Source organism: Aeromonas sp. MR19 (assembly GCF_963899305.1).
Lineage (GTDB): Bacteria > Pseudomonadota > Gammaproteobacteria > Enterobacterales > Aeromonadaceae > Aeromonas > Aeromonas bestiarum.
In genome coordinates this window covers 31,801-51,273 of record NZ_CAWQWZ010000007.1, presented here as the reverse complement: position 1 = coordinate 51,273, position 19,473 = coordinate 31,801, and the positions used below count along the sequence as shown (strand labels likewise).

General features: G+C 59.8%; 13 protein-coding genes and 7 tRNA genes. 7 read left to right on the top strand and 13 right to left on the bottom strand.

Features of this window, described 5'->3' with window-relative positions; translation table 11 throughout:
- Positions 1 to 189 precede the first annotated feature (189 nt).
- Together amt and AACQ95_RS04195 are read right to left on the bottom strand one after the other, a co-directional pair.
- Positions 190 to 1,632: an ammonium transporter gene (gene amt / locus AACQ95_RS04200; RefSeq protein WP_043139808.1), complete on the bottom strand. Its 1,443-nt coding sequence runs from the start codon at positions 1,630 to 1,632 to the stop codon at positions 190 to 192.
- A 538-nt stretch (positions 1,633 to 2,170) separates the two neighbouring features.
- A tRNA-Leu gene (locus AACQ95_RS04195) sits at positions 2,171 to 2,256 on the bottom strand.
- Positions 2,257 to 2,399: 143 nt separating this feature from the next.
- Here AACQ95_RS04195 and AACQ95_RS04190 point away from each other — a divergent pair.
- On the top strand, positions 2,400 to 2,921 hold the full coding sequence (locus AACQ95_RS04190; RefSeq protein WP_181003744.1) for an RDD family protein: 522 nt from the start codon (positions 2,400 to 2,402) through the stop codon (positions 2,919 to 2,921).
- A 67-nt stretch (positions 2,922 to 2,988) separates the two neighbouring features.
- Here AACQ95_RS04190 and lptG read toward each other — a convergent pair whose 3' ends face one another.
- Positions 2,989 to 4,059, bottom strand: coding sequence for an LPS export ABC transporter permease LptG (lptG, locus tag AACQ95_RS04185; RefSeq protein ID WP_098982153.1), 1,071 nt, complete (start codon positions 4,057 to 4,059; stop codon positions 2,989 to 2,991).
- A gap of 141 nt (positions 4,060 to 4,200) precedes the next feature.
- A complete protein-coding gene (gene lptF, locus AACQ95_RS04180) occupies positions 4,201 to 5,313 on the bottom strand; it encodes an LPS export ABC transporter permease LptF (RefSeq protein ID WP_241280697.1) in 1,113 nt (370 codons plus the stop codon).
- Positions 5,314 to 5,485: 172 nt separating this feature from the next.
- On the opposite strand from lptF, the gene pepA reads away from it, so the two are divergent.
- The 6 genes from pepA (at position 5,486) to pbpG (ending at position 13,662) form a co-directional block, all read left to right on the top strand.
- A complete protein-coding gene (pepA, locus tag AACQ95_RS04175; RefSeq protein WP_043139860.1) occupies positions 5,486 to 6,994 on the top strand; it encodes a leucyl aminopeptidase in 1,509 nt (502 codons plus the stop codon).
- 163 nt (positions 6,995 to 7,157) lie between these two features.
- A complete protein-coding gene (locus tag AACQ95_RS04170; protein WP_241280696.1) occupies positions 7,158 to 7,613 on the top strand; it encodes a DNA polymerase III subunit chi in 456 nt (151 codons plus the stop codon).
- Between the two features lie 65 nt (positions 7,614 to 7,678).
- Complete coding sequence (locus AACQ95_RS04165) at positions 7,679 to 10,531, top strand: valine--tRNA ligase (protein WP_241280695.1); 2,853 nt, start codon at positions 7,679 to 7,681, stop codon at positions 10,529 to 10,531.
- 186 nt (positions 10,532 to 10,717) lie between these two features.
- Positions 10,718 to 12,010 (top strand): hemolysin family protein, encoded by a 1,293-nt coding sequence (locus AACQ95_RS04160; protein WP_241280693.1) that lies wholly within the window; start codon positions 10,718 to 10,720, stop codon positions 12,008 to 12,010.
- A 20-nt stretch (positions 12,011 to 12,030) separates the two neighbouring features.
- The gene (locus AACQ95_RS04155) at positions 12,031 to 12,696 is read left to right on the top strand and encodes a DedA family protein (protein WP_043139871.1); all 666 of its coding nucleotides are present in this window, start codon (positions 12,031 to 12,033) and stop codon (positions 12,694 to 12,696) included.
- A gap of 138 nt (positions 12,697 to 12,834) precedes the next feature.
- Positions 12,835 to 13,662, top strand: coding sequence for a D-alanyl-D-alanine endopeptidase (gene pbpG / locus AACQ95_RS04150; protein WP_241280692.1), 828 nt, complete (start codon positions 12,835 to 12,837; stop codon positions 13,660 to 13,662).
- A gap of 320 nt (positions 13,663 to 13,982) precedes the next feature.
- Here the strand turns inward: pbpG and AACQ95_RS04145 are convergent.
- The 9 genes from AACQ95_RS04145 to alaS all read right to left on the bottom strand — a co-directional run bounded on the left by AACQ95_RS04145 (position 13,983) and on the right by alaS (position 19,023).
- Positions 13,983 to 14,059, bottom strand: a tRNA-Arg gene (locus tag AACQ95_RS04145).
- Positions 14,060 to 14,084: 25 nt separating this feature from the next.
- Positions 14,085 to 14,161 (bottom strand) — tRNA-Arg (locus AACQ95_RS04140).
- A gap of 26 nt (positions 14,162 to 14,187) precedes the next feature.
- Positions 14,188 to 14,264 (bottom strand) — tRNA-Arg (locus tag AACQ95_RS04135).
- Between the two features lie 26 nt (positions 14,265 to 14,290).
- Positions 14,291 to 14,367, bottom strand: a tRNA-Arg gene (locus AACQ95_RS04130).
- A 100-nt stretch (positions 14,368 to 14,467) separates the two neighbouring features.
- A tRNA-Arg gene (locus tag AACQ95_RS04125) sits at positions 14,468 to 14,544 on the bottom strand.
- 3 nt (positions 14,545 to 14,547) lie between these two features.
- Positions 14,548 to 14,640, bottom strand: a tRNA-Ser gene (locus AACQ95_RS04120).
- Between the two features lie 212 nt (positions 14,641 to 14,852).
- On the bottom strand, positions 14,853 to 15,041 hold the full coding sequence (gene csrA / locus AACQ95_RS04115) for a carbon storage regulator CsrA (protein ID WP_005315760.1): 189 nt from the start codon (positions 15,039 to 15,041) through the stop codon (positions 14,853 to 14,855).
- Between the two features lie 93 nt (positions 15,042 to 15,134).
- Positions 15,135 to 16,382 carry an aspartate kinase gene (locus AACQ95_RS04110; RefSeq protein ID WP_042866547.1) on the bottom strand — a complete coding sequence of 416 codons (1,248 nt, stop codon included), beginning with the start codon at positions 16,380 to 16,382 and terminating at the stop codon, positions 15,135 to 15,137.
- A gap of 16 nt (positions 16,383 to 16,398) precedes the next feature.
- Positions 16,399 to 19,023, bottom strand: a complete 2,625-nt coding sequence (gene alaS, locus AACQ95_RS04105) for an alanine--tRNA ligase (protein WP_241280690.1) — start codon at positions 19,021 to 19,023, stop codon at positions 16,399 to 16,401.
- Positions 19,024 to 19,473 lie beyond the last annotated feature (450 nt).

Sequence of the window (19,473 nt, the reverse complement as noted above, 5' to 3'; positions counted from 1 at the left end):
GAGCGGCTCCAAAGGCGTAGAAAATGATGGGAAAAATGGGGCAAGCCCATTCAAGGGTGGCAGAGTTTAGCGGAGATCCTGTCAAATTGCAGGCATAAAAGCTGGGGCAAGGCGCACTCCACTTTTGCAGACATAAAAAAGCCGCCGGCATAACCGGCGGCGATCCTGTCAGCAAGTGACCCAGCGCGGTTACAGGCTATAGGCTTTCTCACCGTGGGTGGTGACATCCAGCCCTTCCCGCTCCGCATCTTCCTTCACTCGCAGGCCGATGAGCAGATCCACCAGCTTGTAGGCCACGACCGAGACGGCCCCGGACCAGAGGATGGTGACCCCGACCCCGATGGCCTGGATCTTGACCTGGGCCAGGATGGAATAGCCTTCCGCAACCTGGTTGGTGACATAGTCCCACACCCCGGTGCCGCCCAGATCCGGGCTGGCAAAGACGCCGGTCAGCAGGGCACCGAGAATGCCGCACACACCGTGCACGCCAAACACATCCAGGCTGTCATCGGCTCCCAGCAGGCGCTTGAGGCCGTGAACCCCCCACAAACCGGCCACGCCGCTGATGAGACCCATCACCAGGCCACCGCCAACTCCGACGAAACCGGCCGCCGGGGTGATCACCACCAGACCGGAGACGGCGCCGGAGGCCGCCCCCAGCAGGGAGGGACGCCCCTTCATCACCCACTCGGCCAAGGTCCAGGAGAGCGCAGCCGCCGCCGGTGCCACCCAGGTGTTGATGAAGGCCAGTGCGGCTATGCCGTTGGCTTCCAGCGCGGAGCCGGCGTTGAAACCGAACCAACCGAACCAGAGCAGGGAGGCCCCTATCATTGTCATGGTGAGGCTGTGCGGTGTCATGGGATCACGTCCGTAACCCAGACGCTTGCCCACCAGATAGGCCCCCACCAGACCCGCCACGGCGGCGTTGATGTGCACCACTGTGCCGCCCGCAAAATCCAGTGCACCATGCTGGAACAGATAGCCGGCCGTCGCCGTCGCGGTCGCCGCCGCCTCGGCCGTGGTATAGGCATCCGGGCCCGCCCAGTACCACACCATGTGGGCCAGCGGTATGTAGGCGAAGGTGAACCAGATCACCGAGAACAGCAGCACGGCGGCGAACTTGATGCGCTCGGCGAAGGCTCCCACTATCAGGCCGCAGGTGATGGCCGCAAAGGCCCCCTGGAACACCACGTAGATGAACTCGCTGATGCCGACTCCCTTGCTGAAGGTCGCCGCAATGGAGTCAGGAGTGACCCCCTTGAGCAGCGCCTTGCTGAAGGAGCCGTAGACACTGTTGCCCTCGGTGAAGGCCAGCGAATAACCGTAGAGGATCCACAACACGCATATGAGCGAGAACAGGGTGAATACCTGCATCAACACGCTCAGCATGTTCTTGCTGCGCACCAGGCCGCCATAGAACAGGGCCAGTCCCGGAATGGACATCAGGATCACCAGTGCCGCCGACAGCAACATCCAGCTGTTGTCCCCCTTGTTGATGGTCACAGCGGCTGCGACTGGCGCCGCGGCCTGCACGACCTCGGCCGATGCGGCCACCACCTCTTCAGCCCAACTGGGGGCGGCCAGCAAGGCGGCAAGCGCCAACAGGCCAGTCATCACGAGTCTCTTGAGCATACAGCCATCTCCTTCCCTGTCGTCCCGGCACCTGTCCGGGTCCATTTCCTGATATGAACATCGAATCCGACAATCCACACAAACTCACACTCAGCACACACTTGCCACTGCCCTGGTCATGCTTCCTTCATCGGGCAGCGTCATGGCGACATGATTGCTTTAAAGCATAAAGCAGGCCAACTCACTAAGTTGATTATAATCAACACCTTAATATCAAGTAGGTTGACCAATGCACCAGATTGGATCACAAGCTGCGCCAACCTGAGCAAGCGCGCACTTCTGCTGTGCAGCGCAACCAGCACGCACCGAAATAGAGCAGATCATAAGCCGGAACAGATTGCAGAGCTGTGACGGACACACAGCCGAATGCGGCAGAAACAAGCCACCCAGCATACGAACGATGAGAGTGCTCATGGACAAAGGGATAAAGGGATAAAGGGATAAAGGGATAAAGGGATAAAGAAGGGAACACCAAGCGGAAAGGAGGCAGAAAAACAAAAGGCCATCATTGCTGATGGCCTTTTGTCACTGAATCTGATGGTGCCCGGGGTCGGACTCGAACCGACACGATTATTCATCGGCGGATTTTGAATCCGCTGCGTCTACCGATTTCGCCACCCGGGCAACTGCGAGGGATTATACGAATGGCGCGATGCCATGCAAGGTGTTTTTCTCGTACGCACTCTCGTTTGCTCATTTATTCAACGCCTTGCCGATGCGGGGTCAGTTACATAGAATGCCCGCATCATATTAATGGAATAAGAACGATGGCCAAGCGTAAACCAGTCCAACCCACATCCACCTCTCACACAGTCCCCCACTACCCTTCGGCGGGCCTGTTGCGCCGACTCGGCGCCCTGCTCTATGACTATCTGGTAGTCATCTCCTTGCTGATCATCGCCGGCTTCATCGGTATGGGGGTGGCACACTTGCTGCTGGCAACCGGCGCCGCCACTCTTCCCGAAGGCAAAGATGCCTCCTGGCTGCTGACCAGCCCGATTTACAGTGCCTGGCTCGCCTTCATCATCTGTGGCTTTTACACCTGGTTCTGGACCCGTGCTGGTCAGACCATAGGCATGCGCGCCTGGCGCCTGCGCATACAGAATGCGGATGGCAGCAACATCCGCATCACTCAGGCCCTGATCCGGCTGGCAACGGCGGCCTTCGGCCTCGGCAACCTGATGTGCCTGTTCAACCGCAAGGCACCGCGCGCCTTTCAGGACATCTGGTCCGAATGTGAAGTCGTGGTGCTCGGCAAACAGGAAAATCTGGAGATGCTGAACAAGTAATTGCAGGTCAATGCAGCAACGAAAAAGGGCACCAACAGGTGCCCTTTTTGCAGTCCAACGCTCGGCGCTACTGCTTGCGACTGAGGATATAGAAAGAGATACCGCCAAACAGCAGACTGGGGGCGATGGCGGCAAGGATAGGCGGCACCGCATACACCAGGCTGATGGGGCCGAACACCCGATCGCTCACGTAGACGGCAAAGCCGGTCATGATCCCCATCAGCATCCGCGCGCCCATGCTCACCGAACGCAGCGGGCCGAAGATGAAGGAAGAGGCCAGCAGTATCATGGCCACCACGGAGAGCGGCGACAGCAGCTTGCGCCACATCTCCAGCTTGTAACGTCCGGCATCCTGCTTGTTGGCATCCAGATAGCCGATGTAGTCGAGCAGCCCGGCCACCGGCAGGTTTTCAGGATCGATACTCACCACCCCCAGCTGCTTGGGGGTGAGCTCAGAGGTCCACTCCATCTGGGCCTGCGTCTCGCTCTGGATCTGCTTGGGATCGTCGAAGCGGGTCACCTGCACCTGTTTGAGCAGCCAGTGGTGCTGTTCAAACACCCCCTCCTGCGCCTGGAGGATATCGATCAGTTTGCGCTCCGGGGTGAAGCGATAGAGGGTGATGCCGGTCAGGGCGCCGTCGTTGCGCACCCCGTTGATGTTGACGAAGTTGTTGCCATCGCGCGCCCAGACCCCGTAAGCCGAGACCGTCAGCCGTCCTTCCGACAGGGCCCCCGCCTTGACGTCATCCGCCATCCGCTTGGCGATGGGCGCCACATACTCACCCATCAGGCCCACCAGTATCATCAAGGGGATGGCCGTCTTGAGCGCTGCCATCACTATGCTGATCTTGGAGCGACCCGCCGCCTGCATTACCACCAGCTCCGAGCTGGTCGCCAGCTGGCCCAGCCCTATGAGCCCGCCCAGCAGGGCTGCCAGCGGGAAGAACTGAACCGCCTCCTTGGGCATGGAGAGCAGGACGTAATAGAGCGCATTGATCATGTCGTAGTTGCCTTCCCCCACGGACCTGAGCTGCTCAACATACTTGATGAGCGCAGCCAGCCCGACCAGGGTCAGTTCGCACAACAGGACCGACATGAAAATAACCCGGCCGATATATCTATCGAGAATGCCAAACATCAGCAGAAACTCCCCGGTTGCAGCATCATGCTGATTTTTTCCTCAAATACAGACGTATAGAGAGGAAGCGACATCAAAATGATCCGGTCGCCATGTCTATCGAGAATGCCAAACATCAGTAGAGACTCCCAGATGGCAACATCATGCCGATTTTCTCTTGAAATAGAGGGTCTTGATCCCGTTCCACCAGCTGGTGCCCTGCAGGTTGAGCGGCAGACCGATCAACAGCAGATAGGCCAGCGGCACCAGGAACATCCCCGGCCAGTGGGGCAGGCGTCCGCTGTCGATGGCCGAGCGCGCCGCGCTGAGCAACAGGAAGTAGGAAAGATAGAGCAAGATGGCCGGCAGCAGCTTGGCATAACGTCCCTGGCGGGGGTTGACCCTGGCCAGCGGCACCACCAGGAAAGTGAGCACCAGGATGGAGAGCGGCAACGACAGGCGCCACTGCAACTCGGCCATCATGCCGTTGTCCTTCGTTCCCAGCAGCTCCAGAGTCGGCTTGGCGGCCGCCTTGCGGCTGGAGCGCTCCATCTCCTGCTGGCGGATCACCAGGCTGTACTCGTCAAATTCAGAGATCTGGAACTGCTTGCTGCTGAAGTGGCCCTCGTAACGGGAGCCATCCTTCAGGGTCAGCCACTGCAGGCCGTTCTCATCGACCGTCACCACCCCCTCCGTCGCCACCACCACTGAGGGCGGCTTGCCCTCCTGGGAGCGTTGCAGCACGAAGATCTTCTGCAGCCGGGAGCCCTTGTCGTTCAGCTCCTGGATGTAGGCAACGAGGCGCCCCTTGTCGAGCTCCATGAAACGGCCGGCCTGCATAAAGGAGATACCCGGATCGGCCTTGAACTCGTCGATCACCTGATACTCGCGCTCCTTGGCCTGCGGGGCGATCCAGCCGGTATTGAAGGCGGCGACGGCCGCGGTCAGCAAGGCCAGCACCATGGCGCTGCGCATCACGAAGCGGTGGCTGAAGCCCACCGCATGCATCACTGTCATCTCACTTTCGGCATACAGGCGACCGTGAGCAAACAAGATGGCTAAAAACAGGCTGATAGGCAGCATCAACAGCGCCATATTGGGCAGGTTGAGCAGCAACAGGGTGGAGACCAGGCGCGTCGGCACCTCGCCATCGGCGGCATCACCGATGATCTGGATAAATTGTTGGCTGACAAAGATAAGCAGCAGCACGAACAACACTGCCAGCTGGGTTTTCAGGGTTTCCCTGAACAAATATCGGAAAACGATCACAGTCATTCCCAAGTAAACTTGTGTTTTTAGTCGAATGCCTGAAAAATAGGGCCGTATATTGGATTTTTACCAGTTTGAACTGCGGAGCCTATGGCTGTTCGCTCCGCCTCTGATACCCCAACAAGCACCGCATTATTCAATAAAAGGTGCCTTTTGTCTTTAGGATGTAGGAGATTCCATGGAGTTCAGTGTAAAGAGTGGCAGTCCTGAGAAGCAACGCAGTGCCTGCGTCGTGGTCGGCGTATTCGAGCCGCGTCGCCTCTCTCCGGTTGCCGAACAACTGGACAAGATCAGCGATGGCTATATCAGTTCGCTGCTGCGCCGTGGCGACCTGGAAGGGAAACCAGGCCAGATGCTGTTGCTGCATCAAGTACCGGGCGTGCTCAGCGAGCGCGTATTGCTGGTCGGTTGCGGCAAGGAGCGGGAACTCGACGAACGCCAGTACAAGCAGATCATCAACAAGACCATCACCACCCTCAACGAGACGGGTTCCATGGAAGCGGTCTGCTTCCTGACCGAACTGCACGTCAAGGGTCGGGATACCTATTGGAAGGTGCGCCAGGCGGTGGAAACCACCAAGGCGGGCCTCTACAGCTTCGATCAGTTCAAGACCAACAAAGCCGAGCCGCGCCGTCCGCTGCGCAAGCTGGTGTTCAACGTGCCGACGCGTCGGGAACTGACCATTGGTGAGAAAGCCATCTCCCACGGTCTGGCCGTGGCGAAAGGGGTGCGGGTCTGTCGCGACGTGGCCAACATGCCGCCCAACGTCTGCAACCCGGCCTATCTGGCCTCCCAGGCTCGTCGTCTGGCCGATGCCTTCGACAACATCACCACCAAGGTGATCGGTGAGCAGGAGATGGCCGAGCTCGGCATGAACTCCTATCTGGCGGTGGCCCGCGGCTCTGAAAACGAAGCCATGATGGCCATCATCGAATACAAGGGCAACGCCGATGCCAAGCCCATAGTGCTGGTCGGCAAGGGTCTGACCTTTGATTCCGGCGGCATCTCCATCAAGCCGGCCGAAGGCATGGACGAGATGAAGTATGACATGGGTGGCGCAGCCTCCGTGCTCGGCACCATGCACGCCCTGGCCCAGTTGCAGCTGCCCATCAACGTCATAGGCGTGCTGGCAGGTTGCGAGAACATGCCGGGTGGCAACGCCTATCGCCCGGGTGACATCCTCACCTCCATGTCCGGCCAGACCATAGAAGTGCTGAACACGGATGCGGAAGGCCGCCTGGTGCTGTGCGATGCCCTCACCTACGTGGATCGTTACGATCCCGAGACCGTCATCGACGTGGCGACCCTGACCGGGGCCTGCATCATAGCGCTGGGCCACCACACCACGGGGCTGCTGGCCAACCACAACCCGCTGGCCCATGAGCTGCTCAACGCCTCCGAACAGGCCGGCGATCGCGCCTGGCGCCTGCCGCTGTTCGACGAGTATCAGGAACAGCTGGAGAGCCCGTTCGCCGACATGACCAACTTGGGGGGCCGTCCGGCCGGCACCATTACCGCTGCCGCCTTCCTGTCGCGCTTCACCAAGAAGTACAACTGGGCTCACCTGGATATCGCCGGCACCGCCTGGAAGAGTGGCAAGGATAAAGGCTCCACCGGTCGTCCGGTACCCCTGCTGACCCAGTTCCTGCTCAACCGGGCCGGCGTGGATATCGAAGAGAAGGAGTAACTCTCCTGCCCCTTCCGGTGAATGCATCGGAAGCGCGGGAGTTGCCCAGTACCACAAGGAAGAGGCCCGCCTCTTCCTTGTTTCATTGAGTGCTGGCAGGAAAACACCCCTGCCAACCCTCACTGGCGGCCAATAGTCCGTCACCGCAAACGGGATCAACCTGATGAGCCAAGTGACCTTTTACCTGATGAGCGAGCCGGATGACGCGCAGGCCACCGCCGTCGAGCGGCTCGCCTGCCAGCTCGCAGCCGATGGCTGGAGTGCGGGCCATCTCTACCTGCTGTGCGACGACGAAGCCCAGGCCATGCGCCTGGACGAGCTGTTGTGGCAATTGCCACCTGAGCGTTTCGTGCCGCACCAGCTGCAGGTCGAGAGCGGTCAGGCACCGGTGGAGATCGGCCATCAGCCGCCGAAGCGGCGCTATGCCCGCCTCATCAATCTGGCCAGACAGACACCTTTGTTTGCAGGACACTTCGCTCAAGTGGTAGATTTTGTCCCCACTGACGAAACGCAAAAGCAGCAAGCCCGCGAGCGCTACAAGCACTATCGCCAGGCAGGCCATGCCCTCGAGATGAGGGATCAGCCCGTCCTTGCCGCACCGGATCCGGCGCAGCCCTGACTGCACCACCCTCGATCCACGACGAATCAACACCAGACTCCATCCATCCAGAATACGGCGAGACCATGGAAAAGACTTTTAATCACAACGCCATCGAACAGGCGCTCTATCAGCACTGGGAAGCCCAGGGTTACTTCAAGCCCCACGGCGACACCAGCAAAGACTCCTTCTGCATCATGATCCCGCCGCCGAACGTCACCGGCAGCCTGCACATGGGTCACGCCTTCCAGCAAACCCTGATGGATACCCTGATCCGCTACAACCGCATGCAGGGCAAGAACACCCTGTGGCAGGCGGGCACAGACCACGCCGGTATCGCCACCCAGATGGTGGTGGAGCGCAAGATTGCCGCCGAAGAGGGCAAGACCCGTCACGACTACGGCCGTGATGCCTTCATCGACAAGATCTGGCAGTGGAAGGAAGAGTCCGGTGGCACCATCACCCGCCAGATGCGCCGCCTCGGCGACTCGGTGGACTGGGAGCGCGAGCGCTTCACCATGGATGAGGGTCTCTCGAGCGCCGTGCAGGACGTGTTCGTCCGTCTCTACGAAGATGGCCTGATGTACCGCGGCAAGCGTCTGGTGAACTGGGATCCCAAGCTCAACACCGCCATCTCCGATCTGGAAGTGGAAAACCGCGAGATCAAGGGCCACATGTGGCACCTGCGCTATCCGCTGGCCAACGGCGCCAAGACAGCTGAGGGGCAGGATCACCTGATCGTCGCCACCACTCGTCCGGAAACCATGCTGGGCGATACCGCCGTCGCAGTGAACCCGGAAGATCCCCGTTACAAGGCGCTGATCGGCCAGCACATACTGCTGCCGCTGGTGAACCGTCTGATCCCCATAGTCGCCGACGAACACGCCGACATGGAGAAGGGCACCGGCTGCGTGAAGATCACCCCGGCCCACGACTTCAACGATAACGAAGTGGGCAAGCGCCACAACCTGCCGATGATCAACATCTTCACCCTGGACGCCCACGTGCGTGCCGAGGCCGAAGTGGTCGACACCAACGGCAACCCCAGCACCGCCTACGACGCCGCCCTGCCGACCGAGTTCGCCGGTATGGAGCGCTTCGCCGCCCGCAAGGCCATCGTGGCCAAGCTGGACGAGCTGGGCCTCTTGGCCGAAATCAAGGATCACGTGCTGCAGCAGCCCTACGGCGATCGCGGTGGCGTGCCCATCGAGCCCATGCTGACCGACCAGTGGTACGTGCGCGTGGCGCCCATGGCCAAGACCGCCATCGAGGCGGTGGAAGATGGCCGCATCCAGTTCGTGCCCAAGCAGTACGAAAACATGTACTTCTCCTGGATGCGCGACATTCAGGACTGGTGCGTCTCCCGTCAGCTGTGGTGGGGTCACCGCATCCCGGCCTGGTATGACGATGCCGGCAATGTCTACGTGGGTCGTGACGAGGCAGAAGTGCGTGCCAAGCACAGCATACCGTCCGTGACCACACTGCGTCAGGACGAAGACGTGCTCGACACCTGGTTCAGCTCCGCCCTGTGGACCTTCTCCACCCTGGGCTGGCCGAACAACACAGAGGCGCTCAAGACCTTCCACCCGACCGACGTGCTGATGAGCGGCTTCGACATCATCTTCTTCTGGATCGCCCGGATGATCATGATGACCATGCATTTCATCAAGGACGAAAACGGCCAGCCGCAAGTCCCGTTCAAGACCGTCTACATCACGGGTCTCATCCGTGACGAAGAAGGTCAGAAGATGTCCAAGTCCAAGGGCAACGTGCTGGATCCGCTCGACATGATCGACGGCATCTCGCTGGAAGACCTGATGGAGAAGCGCACCGGCAACATGATGCAGCCGCAGATGGCCGAGAAGATCGGCAAGCGTACCGCCAAGCAGTTCCCGGAAGGGATCGAGGCCCACGGCACCGACGCCCTGCGCTTCACCCTGGCGGCGCTGGCCTCTACAGGTCGTGACATCAACTGGGACATGAAGCGACTGGATGGCTACAACAACTTCTGCAACAAGTTGTGGAACGCCTCCCGCTACGTGCTGATGAACACCGAAGATCAGGATTGTGGTTTTGCAGGTGGTGAAATGCAGTTCAGTCTGGCGGATCGCTGGATCCAGTCCCAGCTGCAAGTTGCCATCCGCGACTTCCGCACCGCGCTCGATACCTACCGCTTTGACATCGCGGCCGGCGTGCTGTACGAATTTATCTGGAACCAGTTCTGTGACTGGTATCTGGAGCTGACCAAACCGGTGCTGGGCAAGGGCTCCGAAGCCGAGCAGCGTGCCACCCGTCACACCCTCGTGACCGTGCTGGAAACCCTGCTGCGTCTGGCACACCCGATCATTCCTTTCATCACCGAGACCATCTGGAAATCGGTGGCGCCGCTGACCGGTGTGCACGCCGACACCATCATGCTGCAAGCCTTCCCTGAGTTCGATGCCGCCAAGGTAGACGAGGCCGCCATGGCGGATCAGGAGTGGGTGAAGGAGTTCATCGTCGGCATTCGCAACATCCGCGCCGAGATGAACGTGGCGCCGAGCGTGGGCTTGAACGTACTGCTGAAATGCGATGCCAAGGACGCCCGCCGCGCCGGTGACAACGAGGCCTTCCTCAAGTCGCTTGCCCGTCTGGAATCCATCCGCGTGCTGGCGGACGGCGAAGTGGCTCCCCTGTCGGTGAAGAAGCTGATCGGTGCCACCGAGCTGATGATCCCGATGGCCGGTCTCATCGACAAGGATGCCGAACTGGCCCGTCTGGCCAAGGAAGTAGCCAAGCTGGTCGGCGAGTGTGGCCGCATCGAAGGCAAGCTCGGCAACGAGGCCTTCGTGGCCAAGGCGCCGGAAGCCGTCATCGCCAAGGAGCGCGAGAAGCTGGAAGAGTATCGCGCCCAGCTGGTGACCCTCGAGACCCAGCAGGCCGAAATCGCCGCCCTGTAAGGCAGTTTCACGCCTGAAAAAGCCCCCTCCCGCAGGGGGCTTTTTGTTGCCATAAATTCCTTCTCACGGCCTTTCTTCGCCCCTCTGTACAAAATTAGCGAGCCAAATCACCTGCTTTCACAAGCGCATCGCCCCCAAATTCATTACACTGCCAGCGATCTTTTCTACTCGGAGTGCTGTTGCAGTATGGAAATATTGATCCTGTTTGGATTGATTTTGCTTAATGGCGTCTTTGCCATGTCGGAAATCGCCATCGTTACCGCACGCAAGGCTCGCCTCAGCAAGATGGCGAGCGAAGGCAGCCGCTCAGCCGCCATTGCCCTCAAACTGAGCGAAGATCCGACCCATTTCCTCTCCGCCGTCCAGATCGGCATCACCAGCATAGGCCTGCTCAACGGTATCTACGGCGAATCCCTGCTGGCCCAACCGCTGGCCCTCTGGCTACAGGAGTGGGGCATGGCCGCCAAGAGCAGCAGCCTGCTCGCCACCGTGCTGGTCATAGTCGTGGTCACCTACCTCTCCATCGTCGTCGGCGAACTGGTGCCCAAGCGCCTCGGCCAGCTCAGCGCCGAGCGCATCGCCTGTCTGGTGGCCCGCCCCATGTTGTGGTTGGCGGCCATCACCCGCCCCTTCGTCTGGCTGTTGTCCGCCTCCACCAAGGCCAGCCTGCGCATTCTGCGCGTCAGGCAGGATGGTGGGGCCAACGTGACCCAGGAGGAGATCCACGCCATGCTGGTGGAGGGCTCCGAAGCCGGGATCATCGAAGACCACGAACACACCATGCTGCGCAATGTGTTCCGCCTCGACGAGCGCAGCCTCTCTTCGCTGATGGTGCCACGCAGCGACATCCGCTATCTGGATCTCGCTCTGCCGCTGGAGGTGAACCTGCAACGGCTGGTGGAGTATCGCCACAACTTCTTCCCGGTTTGCGATGGCAGCCTCTCGGACCTGGTGGGCATACTCAACGTCAACAAGGTGCTGCACGCCTACATCAAGGGGGAACCCATCGATCTGGCGGCCCTGACCCAGGATGGCAGCCTGTTGCCGGAGACCCTCAATGGCCTGGAGCTGCTCAATCACTTCCGCGCCCACTCGGAGCACATGGTGCTGGTGGTGGACGAATACGGCGAGCTGCAGGGACTGGTCACCCAGCAGGATCTGCTGGAGACGCTGGCGGGTGACTTCCAGCAGGATAACAGCGATGACAACTGGGCCTTCCAGCGCACCGACGGCAGCTGGCTGCTCGACGGCCTCATTCCGCTGCCGGAGTTGAAGGACTGCCTGGGACTGGTTCGGCTACCGGAAGAAGAAAAACATCACTATCACACCCTCGGAGGGCTTATCATGCTGCTCCTTGGCCGTGTTCCTCAGACCGGAGATCTGGTGACTCTGGAGCAGTGGCAACTGGAAATTGTCGACATGGATGGTCTGCGCATCGACAAGGTGCTTGCCATGCCCTTGATCGATCAACCCAGCTAATTTAAGCGGAGCTTGTGAGTATGGAGCAGTTTTACCAACTGGCTCACGCCTTTATGCATCAGGATCTGGCGATGCTGTCGGATCCCAAGATGGCCTTCATGGTCTGCGGCGTGTTGCTAACTTTTCTTGTGCTGGAGAACGGGTTCATCCCCACCGCCTTCCTGCCCGGCGATAGCCTGCTCATCCTGACGGGTGTGCTCATCTATCAGGACGTGCTCCCCCTTGGCATAGTGCCACTGCTGATCCTGGCCACCTTCGTCGGTACCTGGTTCGGCTATATGCAGGGGCGCTTCCTGGGTCATACCCGCATGTACCATCGCCTGATGTCCCACATGGACGACAAGCACAAGGAGAAGGTGTTCTACCTGCTCAACAAGTACGGCATCCTGACCCTGATCACCGCCCGCTACATCGCCTTCGTGCGCACCGTCTATCCCTACATAGTCGGGGCGACCGAGATCCCGCAGGGGCGCTTCCTCATCGTCAATCTGGTCAGCTCCATCATGTGGGTCACCCCGCTGGTGAGCCTGGGTTACTACCTGAGCCACACCAAGCTGGCGGCCCAGTACGAATCACAGTTCCTCAGCATCATTCTCTACCTGCCGCTGGTGCTGCTGGTCGGTGGCGTTGTCGCCCTCATCTGGCGCTGGCTGAGCAAACGCAAAGCCGTCACCCCACGGGATTGAGACAAATGGAAAGGGCCATCGCAGGATGGCCCTTTTTTTATCGAAATAATGGCGAATTACTCTCTGGTGCTCTTGTAAAGCAGGGGTAAAAATGAGTGAATCTAGCGCCTTTTTTTCGACGTGAACGGAGTCGGTAGTATGCGGTGTCGGGTTAGCGCAATGGCGCTGGTATATGCATTGGTTGGACTGCTGGGCTTGCCAGCAGCATTGGCTGCCCCCAACCCGGCCAAACTGCAGTTGCAATCGAGCAGCGCCCTGGTGATGGACGTCAATACGGGCAAGACCCTGTATCAGAAGAATGCCACCCGGGTACGGCCGATCGCCTCGATCACCAAGCTGATGACGGCACTGGTGGTGCTGGATGCTCGCCAGGATCTCAAGCAGACCCTGACCATAGATCAGAATGACAGGGATGCCATCAAGCACACCTATTCCCGGGTGCGCATGGGCACGAAAGTAACACGTCGCGATGCGCTGCACCTGGCACTGATGTCCTCCGAGAACCGGATGGCCTCGGCCCTGGCACGCCACTATCCCGGTGGACGCCCCGCCTTCGTGCGCGCCATGAACAACAAGGCCAAGCAACTTGGCATGCGCAACAGCCGTTTCTACGACTCCACCGGCCTGTCGACGCGCAACGTCTCCACCGCCCAGGATCTGTCCAGGCTCATCTCTGCCGCCTATCGCCAGCCGCTGATCCGTGAGTTCACCCAGGACACCAACAAGGAGATGCGCTTCAGCACCCCCGCCTACAGCCTGATGTTCAACAACACCAACCCGCTGGTGAAGAACCCGGACTGGGATGTGCGCCTCTCCAAGACGGGTTTCACCGACGAGGCGGGCCGTTGCCTGCTGATGCGCGCCAAGCCGGACAGCCGCGAGCTGGCCATAGTGCTGCTCAACTCGGTGGGCAAGCGCACCCCGATCGGCGATGCCAACCGTATTCGCAAGTGGCTGAAAAGCTGAGTTTCCAACCCGGAATTGAAAAAGGATGCTGCGGCATCCTTTTTTATTGCCCGCAGATCCGCACCTCGTCTCCCCCTTCCTCACCATGTACCCTCAGCGCGCCTCAGGACGCAGCAGAGAGCCGGAACCCACCGGGATTGCTGCCGGGCAAAGGAACGCCGCATGATGCGATAGGGCAAGGAATTCAGAGGGATAGCGGGAGAAGAACAGAGGAACAAGGGAGGTAATACCTGACGGTGCCCTGCGGCGGCGTATTGACCTTCACCCGCCGGATCCGGCCCATAAAAAAACAGCCCCGACCTGAGTCGAGGCTGTCTATATGGTGCGCCCGGGAGGATTCGAACCTCCGACCACCTGGTTCGTAGCCAGGTACTCTATCCAGCTGAGCTACGGGCGCTCATCAACTTTTGGTACTGCTAAAATGGTGCGCCCGGGAGGATTCGAACCTCCGACCACCTGGTTCGTAGCCAGGTACTCTATCCAGCTGAGCTACGGGCGCTCACAAACTTTTGGTACTGCTCAAAATGGTGCGCCCGGGAGGATTCGAACCTCCGACCACCTGGTTCGTAGCCAGGTACTCTATCCAGCTGAGCTACGGGCGCTCATAAACTTGTAATTTTGCTTTAAATGGTGCGCCCGGGAGGATTCGAACCTCCGACCACCTGGTTCGTAGCCAGGTACTCTATCCAGCTGAGCTACGGGCGCCCTGATTTAAAACGATAAAAAAAGCTTACTTATCAGTAAGCCTTTTCCAAAGTGCCGACTTGCTGATGGTCAACACATGACTCTTGCTTGAGTCGTAATATGGTGCGCCCGGGAGGATTCGAACCTCCGACCACCTGGTTCGTAGCCAGGTACTCTATCCAGCTGAGCTACGGGCGCAAATGGCGGAGAAGGGGGGATTCGAACCCCCGATGCGGGTATAAGCCGCATACTCCCTTAGCAGGGGAGCGCCTTCAGCCTCTCGGCCACCTCTCCGTTTGCGGGGCTGATAATACTTCACAGGGATTTTTAGTCAAACACTTTTTTGGAGAAAAAAGCGTGTTCGCTCAGCATTTGGTCAAAGCGTGGAATATTCAAACAATATCGGTACTTATCCCGCAGTTTAGTGCCTTGCAGGGCGATTTCCGGGGCACGGAAAAACAAAAGGCGACACAGAGGTGTCGCCTTCAAGCAGCTATCGATGCGGCTTAGAAATTCGGTTGGCCCGGAACTTTCTCGGCCTGTATCCGCATGTAGATCTCTTCGCGGTGCACGGAGACCTCTTTCGGTGCGTTCACACCGATACGAACCTGATTGCCTTTAACGCCCAGTACGGTGACAGTCACTTCGTCACCAATCATCAGGGTTTCCCCTACACGACGAGTCAAAATAAGCATTCGCTTGCTCCTGTATCCTGTTTTGTATTTATATCGATATGCGACATTATCTTACAAAGATACCGATATGGTAAATGGTTGAAACTAAATCAATCAGGGATTGTTCCCCAAGGGCTGCTCATGAGGCTCATTATCCAGCCCGAAAGCGGCGTGCAACGCGCGCACCGCCAGCTCCAGGTACTTCTCGTCAATCACCACGGATATTTTGATTTCAGAGGTGGAAATCAACTGCATGTTGATCCCCTCCTCGCCCAATACCTTGAACATGGTGCGGGCGACGCCAGGATGATTCCACATGCCGACGCCGACGATGGACACCTTGGCTATCTCGCCGTTGCCCTGCACGCAGGCGGCCCCCAGCTCGCTGGCAGTCTCCTCCAGCAGGGCGCGCGCCCGGCGATAGTCATCGCGATTCACCGTGAAGGTGAAATCGGCGGTGCCATCGCCCAGGGTGTTCTGCACTATCATGTCGACATCAATGTTGGCATCGCTGATCGGATTCAGGATCTGCGCCGCCACCGTGGGCCGGTCCGGCACACCCAGAATAGTCAGGCTGGCCTCGTTGCGATTGAACGCAATCCCGGATACCAGGGGAGCTTCCATCCTCTCACCTCCATATGTGATTAAGGTTCCCTCTCCATCGACAAAGCTCGACAGCACCCTTAGTGGCACGCGGTACTTGCCCGCGAACTCCACCGAACGGATCTGCAGCACCTTGGCCCCCAGGCTCGCCATCTCCAGCATCTCCTCGAAGGTGATGGTGGAGAGACGACGGGCCTTGGGCTCGATGCGCGGATCCGTGGTATAGACCCCATCCACATCGGTAAAGATCTGGCATTCATCGGCCTTGATGGCAGCCGCCACCGCCACTGCCGTGGTATCCGAACCACCGCGTCCCAGCGTTGTGATGGCGTTGTGCGCATCACGGCCCTGGAAGCCGGCGATCACCACAACCTTGCCCGCGCCCAGTTCAGCCTGAACCTGCTCGGTGTCTATGTGGCTGATGCGCGCCTTGCCATAGGCGGAGTCGGTATGAATGCGTACCTGATCGCCGGTCATCGAGACTGCGGGACAACCGCGTTTGTTCAACGCGATCGCCAGCAGCGCTATGGTGACCTGCTCACCGGTGGAAACCAGCACATCCATCTCGCGCCGGTTGGCATCCGGATCCAGCTGCTGGGCCATGCCCAGCAACCGGTTGGTTTCGCCCGACATGGCGGAGACAACCACCACCACATCGTGTCCCTGGGCGCGGGTCAGTTGAACCCGCTCAGCCACCGCCTCGATCCGCTCCAGCGTGCCGACCGAGGTGCCGCCGTACTTCTGTACATAGAGTGCCACAGATCACCTCGCCCGATTACAGGCGCTCTTCCAGCCAGGAGTGAACAGATTGCAGCGCCGCAGGCACGGCTTCCGGCTGGGTACCACCCGCCTGCGCCATGTCGGGACGACCACCGCCCTTGCCGCCCACCTGCTGGGCCACCAGATTGACCAGCTCACCGGCTTTGACCTTGCCGGTCAAATCGCTGGTCACGCCGGCGATCAGGTTGACCTTGTCATCGCTGCTGGTTGCCAGCAGCACGACACCGGACTTCATCTGGTTCTTCAGCTCGTCCAGCATGCCGCGCAGTGACTTGGGATCGGCCCCTTCCAGCGCCGCGATCAGCACCTTCCGGCCATTGATCTCGATCACCTGACTCAGCAGGTCGCTGCCGGCCTGAGCCGCCAGCTTGGCCTTGAGCTGCTCCAGCTCGCGTTCCATCATCTTGGACTTGTCCAGCATCTGGCGCACTTTGTCGGCGATGGAGAACTGATCCCCCTTCACCAGAGCCGCCGCCTCTTCGATCTGCTCACCCAGCTGGTGCATGAAATCGATGGCACCCTTGCCGGTCACGGCTTCGATACGACGCACACCGGCGGCAATACCGCTCTCGGCGATGATCTTGAAGAAGCCGATGTCACCGGTGCGCTTGGCGTGAGTACCGCCGCACAGCTCGGTGGAGTAGTCGCCCATGCGCACCACGCGCACGTCGTCTTCGTATTTTTCGCCAAACAGCGCCATGGCACCAGCCGACTTGGCCGTTTCCAGATCCATCACCTGGGTATTGACGTCATGGTTGGCACGGATCTGGGCATTGACCAGCTCTTCGACCCGGCGAATGGTCGCCATGGTCAGGCCTTCGAAGTGGGAGAAATCAAAGCGCATGCGCTCGGCGCCCACCAGAGAACCTTTCTGGGTCACGTGATCACCCAGCGCCTGACGCAGGGCGGCGTGCAGCAGGTGAGTCACCGAGTGGTTCAGGGCCACGGCCTGACGGCGCTCGCCATCGACCACGGCTTCGACCTCGGCGCCCTTCTCCAGGGTGCCCAGCTCCAGATATCCCTTGTGAATGATGGCCTTGCCCGCTTTCTGGGTATCGGTCACGGCGAAGATGCCGTCATCCACCTTGAGGATGCCGCTGTCACCCACCTGACCGCCGGACTCGGCGTAGAAGGGGGTCTCGGCCAGCACGATCACCGCTTCTTCACCGGCGATCAAGCCACTCACTTCGACAGCATCCTTGTAGATGCCGACCACCTGAGTCGTTTGGCTCAGCTGCTTGTAACCGGTAAATGGGGTCTCGAAATCGAGTTTCAACACCTCGTTGTAGTTCACACCGAAGCTGGAGGCCTCCTTCGCACGGGCGCGCTGCTTCTCCATCTCGGCCTTGAAGCCTTCCTCGTCAATACCGATCTCGCGCTCGCGGACCACGTCGGCGGTCAAGTCCGCCGGGAAGCCGTAGGTGTCATACAGCTTGAACACCACCTCGCCCGGGATGACCTTGGCATCGCCGAGGTTTGCCAGCACCTCTTCGAGCAGCAGCAGGCCCCTGTCCAGGGTGCGGACGAACTGCTCCTCCTCGATGCGCAGCACGCGCTCGACCAGCGGCAGCTGGGCGATGAGTTCGGCAGCCACGTCCTTCATCTGCACCGCCAGCTCGGCGGCCAGCTTGTAGAAGAAGATCTCGGTGGCACCCAGCTTGCGACCGTGGCGCACGGCGCGGCGGATGATGCGACGCAGCACATAGCCACGGCCTTCGTTGGAGGGCATGACGCCGTCAGCCACCAGGAAGGCGCAGGAACGGATATGGTCGGCGATGACGCGCAGGGACTGGTTGCTCAGATCCTCGGTGCCGACGATCTCGGCGGCCTTCTTGATCAGTGCCTGGAAGATGTCGATCTCGTAGTTGGAGTGCACGCCCTGCATGATGGCGGAGATGCGCTCCAGACCCATGCCGGTGTCCACGGATGGACGGGGCAGCGGCTCCATGGTGCCGTCAGCCTGACGGTTGAACTGCATGAACACCACGTTCCAGATCTCGATGAAACGGTCGCCGTCTTCCTCCGGTGAGCCGGGAGGGCCACCCCAGAGGTGATCGCCGTGGTCGTAGAAGATCTCGGTGCAGGGGCCGCAGGGACCGGTGTCACCCATCTGCCAGAAGTTATCTGAGGCAAAGGCGGCACCCTTGTTGTCGCCGATACGCACTATGCGCTCGACCGGCACGCCGATCTCGTTTGCCCAGATGTTGAAGGCTTCGTCGTCCGTTTCATAGACGGTCACCAGCAGGCGCTCTTTGGGCAGCTTGAGGGTCCCGGTCAGGAATTCCCAGGCAAAACGGATGGCGTCCTGCTTGAAGTAGTCACCGAAGCTGAAGTTGCCCAGCATCTCGAAGAAGGTGTGGTGACGCGCGGTATAGCCGACGTTTTCCAGGTCATTGTGCTTGCCGCCAGCCCGCACGCAACGCTGGGCCGTGGTGGCGCGGTTGTAGGCACGCTTGTCGGCGCCAAGGAATACATCCTTGAACTGGTTCATGCCTGCGTTGGTGAACAACAGGGTCGGGTCGTTATGCGGCACCAGCGAGCTGGAGGAGACAACCTGGTGCCCCTGGGAGCGGAAATACTCGAGGAACGCTGAGCGTAACTCTGACGTGGACATATACATGGAAAATCCTGCTTGATTCGAATACGGACTTTTAACCGCATTAATGTAAGTTTTCTGCGGGGTAAAGTAAAACGTACCAGCCCGTGACGGGTGAAAAAGCGCGCATAACGCCGTGTTGGCAGACAAGGGAGACAAACCTGCCGTTTTTAGCGGGGAAATGCGGTCAGAAGCGGGAGAATTTTCAGGCTTAAATCCGGGGGGGGGCTATCACCCGACGGCATGTCGGCGATTCGGCCAGCCATGGCTGAATCGCGAACCGATGACGCTAGGCGGCACGGCCGATGGCATTGATGGCCCCTGCGGCCAGATCGCTGGCAAGGAGCCAGTGCAATGCAAACCCAGTAAAAGAAAAAGCGCTCACCTGGGGGCGTTCAGGAGAAGCGCTGGGCGGCGAAGGCCATGGGGCGGCAAACCGCTCCACCGCCAGAGTGGTGAAGCCAGGCGCGATGA